Source organism: Psychromonas sp. (assembly GCF_047632995.1).
Classification (GTDB): Bacteria; Pseudomonadota; Gammaproteobacteria; order Enterobacterales; family Psychromonadaceae; genus Psychromonas.
This window is the reverse complement of sequence record NZ_JBLIEK010000136.1, coordinates 1-8,028: the sequence shown is the minus strand read 5'-3', so window position 1 is coordinate 8,028 and position 8,028 is coordinate 1. Positions and strand designations below refer to the sequence as shown.

Annotated in this window: 5 protein-coding genes; 3 read left to right on the top strand and 2 right to left on the bottom strand. The window is 42.0% G+C overall.

Annotated elements, in window-relative coordinates; translation table 11 throughout:
- Positions 1 to 2,208, top strand: a 2,208-nt coding sequence (gene ppdK / locus ACJAT7_RS16365) for a pyruvate, phosphate dikinase (protein ID WP_415227874.1), incomplete at its 5' end; no start/stop codon positions are given.
- A 354-nt stretch (positions 2,209 to 2,562) separates the two neighbouring features.
- Here the strand turns inward: ppdK and ACJAT7_RS16360 are convergent.
- Positions 2,563 to 3,009: a universal stress protein gene (locus ACJAT7_RS16360; protein WP_415227873.1), complete on the bottom strand. Its 447-nt coding sequence runs from the start codon at positions 3,007 to 3,009 to the stop codon at positions 2,563 to 2,565.
- Positions 3,010 to 3,367: 358 nt separating this feature from the next.
- Positions 3,368 to 3,877 (bottom strand): DUF2062 domain-containing protein, encoded by a 510-nt coding sequence (locus ACJAT7_RS16355; protein WP_415227872.1) that lies wholly within the window; start codon positions 3,875 to 3,877, stop codon positions 3,368 to 3,370.
- Positions 3,878 to 3,913: 36 nt separating this feature from the next.
- On the opposite strand from ACJAT7_RS16355, the gene ACJAT7_RS16350 reads away from it, so the two are divergent.
- Both ACJAT7_RS16350 and msbA read left to right on the top strand, forming a co-directional pair.
- A complete protein-coding gene (locus ACJAT7_RS16350) occupies positions 3,914 to 6,292 on the top strand; it encodes a DNA internalization-related competence protein ComEC/Rec2 (protein ID WP_415227871.1) in 2,379 nt (792 codons plus the stop codon).
- A gap of 20 nt (positions 6,293 to 6,312) precedes the next feature.
- On the top strand, positions 6,313 to 8,028 hold a 1,716-nt coding region (gene msbA / locus ACJAT7_RS16345; RefSeq protein WP_415227870.1), incomplete at its 3' end, for a lipid A ABC transporter ATP-binding protein/permease MsbA.

The window sequence follows — 8,028 nt, the reverse complement described above, 5'->3', positions numbered from 1 at the left end:
AGTGGTGATATTTTTGAAAAGCTGCTGGAAGAGAAAAAACGCAGCGCAGCTGTTGAACAGGATAATAAATTAAGCGCCGACCATCTGCAGCAGCTGGTGGGCGAATTTAAGGCCAGTTATAAAGAGCAGCTCGGCAGTGAATTTCCCGATGATCCGCAGCAGCAGCTTTGGGAAGCGATTGGCGCTGTGTTCGGTTCTTGGATGAATCCGCGTGCGGTGACCTATCGGCAGATTAATAACATCCCCTCTCATTGGGGAACTGCTGTCAATGTACAGGCGATGGTATTTGGCAATATGGGGGATGATTGCGCAACGGGCGTTGCCTTTACTCGCGATCCTGCCACTGGGGAAAATTATTTTTATGGAGAGTATCTGGTTAATGCCCAGGGAGAGGATGTGGTTGCCGGTATACGGACACCGCAGCCACTTAACAAGGTTAAATACAAAGAGGGCGATCTGCCTGCTCTGGAAGATGTGCTGCCGACCTGTTATCAGCAGCTTTTGGGGATCCGTGAAACACTGGAAATGCACTATAAAGATATGCAGGATATTGAATTCACCATCGAGTCTGGCAAACTTTATATGCTGCAGACCCGAACCGGTAAACGAACTGCTTACGCCTCTATCAGAATTGCGGTAGAAATGGTGCGCGACGGGTTGATCAGTGAGCGGGAAGCTGTTTTACGTCTTGCGCCAGAGCAGTTAGATCAACTGCTGCACCCCTCTATTGCTCCCGATGCGGAAAAAAATATTATCGCCAAAGGGTTGCCGGCATCACCGGGGGCCTGCACGGGTAAAGTGGTATTTAATGCCGAGCAAGCTGTCGAGCAGAATCGCCTTAAACAGAAAGTTATTTTGGTACGCATTGAAACCAGCCCGGAAGATATCCATGGCATGAATGCTGCGCAGGGAATTCTGACTGCACGCGGTGGCATGACCTCTCATGCAGCCGTTGTCGCGCGTGGCATGGGGAAATGCTGTGTCGCCGGTTGCAGTGATCTTAAAATCGACTATGAAAAGCAGTTACTGGTCACCAAATCAGGCTATACCGTTAAACGGGGAGATATTATTACCCTTGATGGCAGTGCGGGCGAGGTCATTCTCGGCGATGTAGCGAAAGTGCAGGGTGCGGTTAGTGGTGATTTCGCCACGCTAATGAGCTGGGCTGATAAACTGCGTCGCCTTAAAGTCAGATGCAATGCCGATACGCCTCACGATGCCAAGGTGGCACGAGAGTTTGGTGCAGAGGGGATAGGTTTGTGCCGTACTGAGCATATGTTTTTTGAAGGCGAGCGAATTCAGGCGGTGCGTGAAATGATCCTTTCTGATTCTCGGGCGGGACGGGAAAAAGCACTAAATAAAATAATGCCGATGCAAAAAGGCGATTTTCTGGGGCTGTTTCGTGAGATGAAAGGGCTGCCGGTAACCATTCGCTTGCTGGATCCGCCTCTGCATGAATTTTTACCACAGAGTGATGATGATATTGCCGATCTTGCCGCTGTGACCGGAAAGCGCTTTGTAGAGATAAAAGAACGTGTAGAAGCGCTTCATGAGTTCAATCCTATGCTTGGCCATCGTGGCTGTCGCCTGGGTATCAGCTACCCTGAAGTTTACGATATGCAGGTACGCGCGATTATGCAGGCAGCCTGTGAACTGGTTAAAAATGAAGGTTATAAAATTGTACCGGAGATCATGATCCCGTTGGTTGCTGATGTCAGTGAATTACGGATTCTACGCAATAATGCGATTTGCGTTGCGCAAGAGGTGATGAACGACTATGGCGTTAAGGTCGATTACCAGATTGGCACTATGATTGAATTACCACGGGCTGCTTTGATGGCTGACGAGATTGCCCAGCAGGCCGATTTTTTCTCCTTTGGTACCAATGATCTGACCCAAACGACTTATGGATTGTCGCGCGATGATGCGGGTAGTTTTTTGCCCGAGTACATTAATAATGGCATTTTTGTAAGTGATCCGTTTGTCAAACTGGATCGAGAAGGCGTTGGTCAACTGCTGAAAATGGCAAGCGAAAAGGGGCGCAGTACCCGCCCTGATTTAAAACTCGGTATCTGCGGTGAGCATGGTGGGGAACCCTCAAGTGTTATATTTTGTCATCAGATTGGTCTCGACTATGTTTCCTGCTCACCTTATCGGGTACCCATTGCTCGCTTAGCGGCCGCGCATGCAGCACTACAGGATAAGTAACACTTTGCTGTGAATGAATAATCAAGCTCAGATACCCGGCCGAATTTTCGGCAGGGTATCTTTATGCTTTAACAAAAAGCTAATTATTGTAACTGCCTTTGCAGCCATTTCCTGACTTGGTATTTCACGTAATAGAGGTCGATAATGGCGCTATTGGCCATTTTTGTAGAAATTAGTTGCAAAATATATTCTTTATAAGGCATCTTGGGGCTGATATCGAAGTGAATTTTACTCTAGCGCTCGAGTCTAAGAGATAAGGCCAACTATGTTGGCCTTATCTCTATTAACTTCCGATTAGAATTAACGGTACAATTTTTAGTCGTGATCTGATCGTCGGGCTAATATTTTTTGTGATTATTTGTCAATATAAACAATTAATAAGTCTGTGGTTACTGTGTTTACTAGTTTGCGCACTGAAGATAATAGACGGCTCCAAAAATCATGATGGTGCCCACAAACTAATAGATCCACATCCATGTCGTTCACCGTTGTTTTTAGTTTATCGTTTAAATCTCCCATCACAACCAGTGTGTTTGTTACCGGATAATCCGCTTGTTCAGCTAATGCCTGCAGCTCTTTTTGCAAGACAGTTTTTTCTTTGGTCTCAATGACGACCTTATCAATTTCAGGTTTAACTAGCCCTAAGCTACTTACATATCCTAAGGAGCTTACATAGCTAGCATCAATATAAATAAATGAAAGTTTGCAATTAGCATCTTTAGCTAACGAGACGGCTTTATCGATCACAACATCACTGGATTTAGTTAAATCAACAGCGACCAGTATATGGCTATAGCTCATTGTATTTCTCCCGATGAAATATCTTATCAATGGTAATAACTACATAAAAATGCTGTTTAAAACCGTTACTTAATATTTCAATAACGAATTACTAATCAGCATACTTTATTAGTCTTAATCTGTTTTATGTCACACATTATTAACACCTTCTATTCTAGTGTAGCATCTATATTGTTTTTTTATTTCTACGTGATATTTTAGTGATCGACATCGAGAGCAACTTAATCTAGCAAATATTTCATCTAGTTCGGGGAGCGTTTTAATTGCAATAGAGAGGAAAAAAGAGAGCTAAAAGGCACCGCGAGAGGGCGCATTTGTTGGTGAGTAATATTTGCTTATCTAATTTATGTTTTATGTTTTATTTTTTATTACGACGTTGCCACTTTTTAGTGATGTTAAAACGCCAAAAAAGACGCAATAGAGCATAGCCTAAAATTGCGCTGGAGATGCCCATAATCACGCAGCCTAACAGCAGAGAGGGCGCAATAGTTTCGAGTATTTTAGCGAGCCATGCAAATGACAGTTGAAACTTAAATTCAACTACGTTCTCTTGTAATATAAATGCGCCTAAACGGTATGCGCCATAGAATAGTGGGGGCATAGTGATTGGATTGGAAACCCAAACTAACGCCACCGACAGGGGAAGATTGACGGTAAATAAGATGGCGACAACTGCAGCTAGAAGCATTTGAAATGGAATTGGCATCCAAGCACAAAAAAGCCCAACAGCAACGGCACCAGCTGCACTACGGCGGTTTAAGTGCCATAAATTTGGATTCTGTAGAGCTTGTCCAAAATGCCTAAGGTGAGGGTGTGCCTTTAATGTTTCTGGGTTTGGTGAAAAACGCTTAATAAATTTTTTTGGCATATAATTAGGGTTTTCTGTTAATTAATTCGGATAATAATGCGCATAGTTTTGTGGCTAATCATTACTGTTTTTGTATCAAGCCTATTTTGGCCGCAGTTATTGAACGATAAAAACATTGTTTACTGCCTAGTTATTTTTTTTATTTTATTAACCCTACCGCGTTTACGTCGTCTTGCAGTAATTCCACTTGCCGCTATTTACTTTACATTTTATGCACATTTAACATTGACCGGAAGTTTACCCAACCCCATGTTAAATCTTGCTTTGCCTTTTTCTAACGCTATTTCTTTACAGACAGCGGTCGACGGACAAGACCATAGCATAATAGTGCAAATCAATTCATTAATAAGTATCAAAAACAGAGGTTATTTTACGGCCACATTACTCGAACTTGATGGTAATCACGTAAATTATTCTCCACGGTTAGAGATGCGCTGGTACAAGCCGACATTTGATGTTCAGGCGGGCGAGACACACGGTTTTAAGGTTCGCTTTAAGCCCGTTTACGGACGCGCCAATCCTGCCGGCTTTGATCGCCAAAAATGGCGTTTTTCTGACCATATAGCGTATCAGGCAACAATCAAAAAACATCTGTCACGGCAATCTGATCGAATCACTTTTCGCGCGCATTTTTATCAGAAAGTTAAGGCATTATCTGATTCATTAAATAATCAGGGTGTTATTTTAGCGCTCTCATTTGCCGATAAAACATTAATCAGTTTTGATAAAAAAGAGCAGATCAAAAAGTTATCTATATCACATCTTTTTGCTATTTCAGGATTGCATATCGGTCTTCTTTTTTCTTTTGTTTATCTGCTATTACATTTATTGGTCAACAGTTTCTTTCCGGAACGCTATCTAGGTTGGATTTCCTGGCGCTTTATTAATTTCAGCGCCTTGGCTGGGGCGCTGTTTTATGCTTATCTTGCCGGTTTTTCGCTGCCTACACAACGCGCATTGCTAATGCTGCTATTGGCAGTAGTCGTTTTATCGATGAAACGAAAATGTGCGCTATTTGATCTGCTTAGCTTGACCCTGTTTGTTATTTTATTATGGGATCCGTTAGCCGTGTTGAGTTTAAGTTTATGGCTCTCTTTTTCTGCCGTTGCGATTATTTTACTTATTCTTTGGCGTTTTCCTCGCGCTATCAAGCAGAAGGGGGCTAAACGCTTTGCTGCGCTCAAGCGCTATCTAAAATTCCTTTTTTTAATTCAGTTTGGCTTAACCTTACTTATGATACCTATCCAGTTATTAAGCTTTGCCGGATTTAGCGGGTTGTCACCCTTTATTAATTTTATTGCTGTGCCTCTTTTTTCGCTATTGATTATTCCTTTGATTTTATTAGGGTGTTTATTTTCTCTTATCGCAGAGCCGCTTGCAGTTATGCTCTTCGCTATTGCGGATTCTTTAATTACCCTTTTCTTTGCTTTTTTTGATGGCACAGAAGCTGCTTACCAAATCTATTCAGCTGCGCATTCATGGCTTATTATTTTGTTAATTAGTTTGGCTATTGGTCTGTTTGTTATCTATTTTCAAGCAAGCAGTAACCGTAAAACAGGCGCTGTTTTTGCCGCTGTATTGCTCGCCGTTGTTTCTCTCTCATTTTGGAAAGAAAAGCAGAATGATTCAGCACAATGGTTTGTGGAGGTCTTAGATGTTGGTCAAGGTTTGGCGGTACTCATAAGAAGTCAGGGACAAACATTGCTTTATGATAGCGGTCCACGTTATCCGTCTGGTTTTAATGCTGCTGCAAGCGAAATTGTGCCTTATTTTAATTCACTGGCTATTAAGCAACTGGATTATGTGGTGGTTAGCCACAGTGATATTGATCATGCCGGCGGGGTGGCTGTAATCAATAATGAATTCAAACCTAAGCAGATTATGCTTGGTGAACCCTTAATCATCGACAAGATAAACAACTTAAAAGTCCGCTTATGCAGGGCGGGAGATAGCTGGTCTTTAGGCGGGCTGTCGGTTACTGTCTTATCGCCTTTTTCGTTAACCAATAATAACAATAATAATTCCTGTGTATTACATATAAGTGATGCGACACATTCACTATTATTAACAGGAGATATTGACAAAAAACAGGAATCACTGTTGCTTGAAAAATGGCCATCATTACTGCAAAGTGATCTCTTATTTGCCCCACATCATGGCAGTAAACATTCATCGAGTGAGGCATTTATCAAGGCCGTTTCTCCGCAGTGGGTGATTTTTACGGCTGGATTTATGAATCATTGGGGGTTTCCTGCTGCACCTGTGGTGTCGCGTTATAAAAACAGGGGTGTTAAAATGGTCAATAGCGGCTTACAGGGTTTTATCCGTTTTAAGATAAATAAAGAACAAATTAAGATGCAAACATATAGAGAAGATCTTGCTTCTTATTGGTATCATCACTCTTTTCTCCCTTGATCTGTCAATTGGAACCATAGATGACAAATAATGAAAACAATGGCTGGTTAGTATTTAAACGCCTTGTAGGATATGTTAAAGATTTTAAATTAGCGCTGTTTGTAGCCATTGTCGGCATGGTCGGTTATGCCAGCGTAGATATGTTACTTATCTGGTCGCTACAACCTCTATTAGACCGTGGTTTTACGGGACAAGACCCAACGATTTTAAAGATGATGCCCTATTTTGTGGTAATTGTGATCGCTTTTCGCGGACTGTTTGCCTTTCTCAGCTCCTACTGCATGGCGTGGGTGGGCAACCACGTGGTAATGAAACTACAACGACAACTGTTTAGCCAACTAATGGCGTTACCGATTAGCTTTTTTAACAAAACTAATACGGGGGAACTACTCTCTAAGATAACCTATGATGCCAGCCAAGTTTCTAATGCAGCCAGCAATGCCCTGGTAAAAATATTTCGAGAAGGCGCGTTATTAATTGGTTTAGTAGCAATGATGTTCTACCAAAGTTGGCAGCTATCGATGGTGTTTTTTATTGTCGCTCCATTAGTCGGGATTGCCATCAGCATTGTAAGCAAACGTTTTCGTAAAATTGGAAGAAATCTACAAAACGCAATGGGATTAGTAACGACATCATCAGAGCAGATGTTAAAGGGCCACAAAGAGGTGTTGATGTTTGGCGGCCAACAAGTTGAAAATGAGAAGTTTAATAGGGTGAGCAATACCGTACGCACGCAAAATATGAAAATGGCCAGTGCCAATGCGATAAGCGTACCTATTATCCAAACGATTGCCTCTTTCGCCTTGGCATTTGTGCTCTTTTTAGCGACTTTCCCAGAGATTATGGATACTCTTTCTGCGGGTAAATTTGTGGTGATTATTAGCTCGATGATGGGCTTGATGAAACCTATTAAAAATATTACCCAAGTAAATAATGAAATACAAAAGGGGATTGCAGCCAGCAAAAGCCTATTTACCATGTTAGATAAAAGCGTGGCTAAAGATGAAGGTACGCTAAAGGTTAAACGTGTTAAGGGTGATATTGAATTAAACAATGTTATTTTTACTTACCCAAGTACAGAAAAACCCGCATTAAACAATGTTAGTTTTGACTTGAAAGCAGGACAAACCTTTGCATTAGTAGGGCGCTCTGGATCAGGCAAATCAACCATAGCCAATTTGTTAACCCGTTTTTATGATATAGATTCAGGTGTTATAAAAATGGATGGTGTCAATATTAATGAATACACATTAAGTTCACTGCGTGATCAGGTGGCAGTGGTCTCTCAAAATGTGCATTTATTCAATGATACCATCGCCAATAATATCGCTTATGCTGCGACGGACAGATACAGCCGTGAAGATATTATTAAAGCGGCTGAAACGGCGCATGCGATGGAGTTCATTAATGATTTCCCGGACGGTCTGGACACTGTGATCGGTGAAAATGGTGCGCTACTTTCCGGCGGACAACGTCAACGTTTAGCAATTGCACGTGCACTTTTACGTGATGCACCTATTTTAATTTTAGATGAAGCCACCTCTGCACTTGATAGCGAATCGGAACGCCATATTCAGGGCGCGCTTGATGAATTGCAAAAAAATCGCACCTCCATTGTGATAGCTCACCGCCTTTCAACCATTGAACATGCCGATCAAATTTTAGTGATTGATGGCGGCTCTGTGGTTGAATCGGGTACGCATGCACAACTTTTAGAGAAAAAAGCGATTTACCAC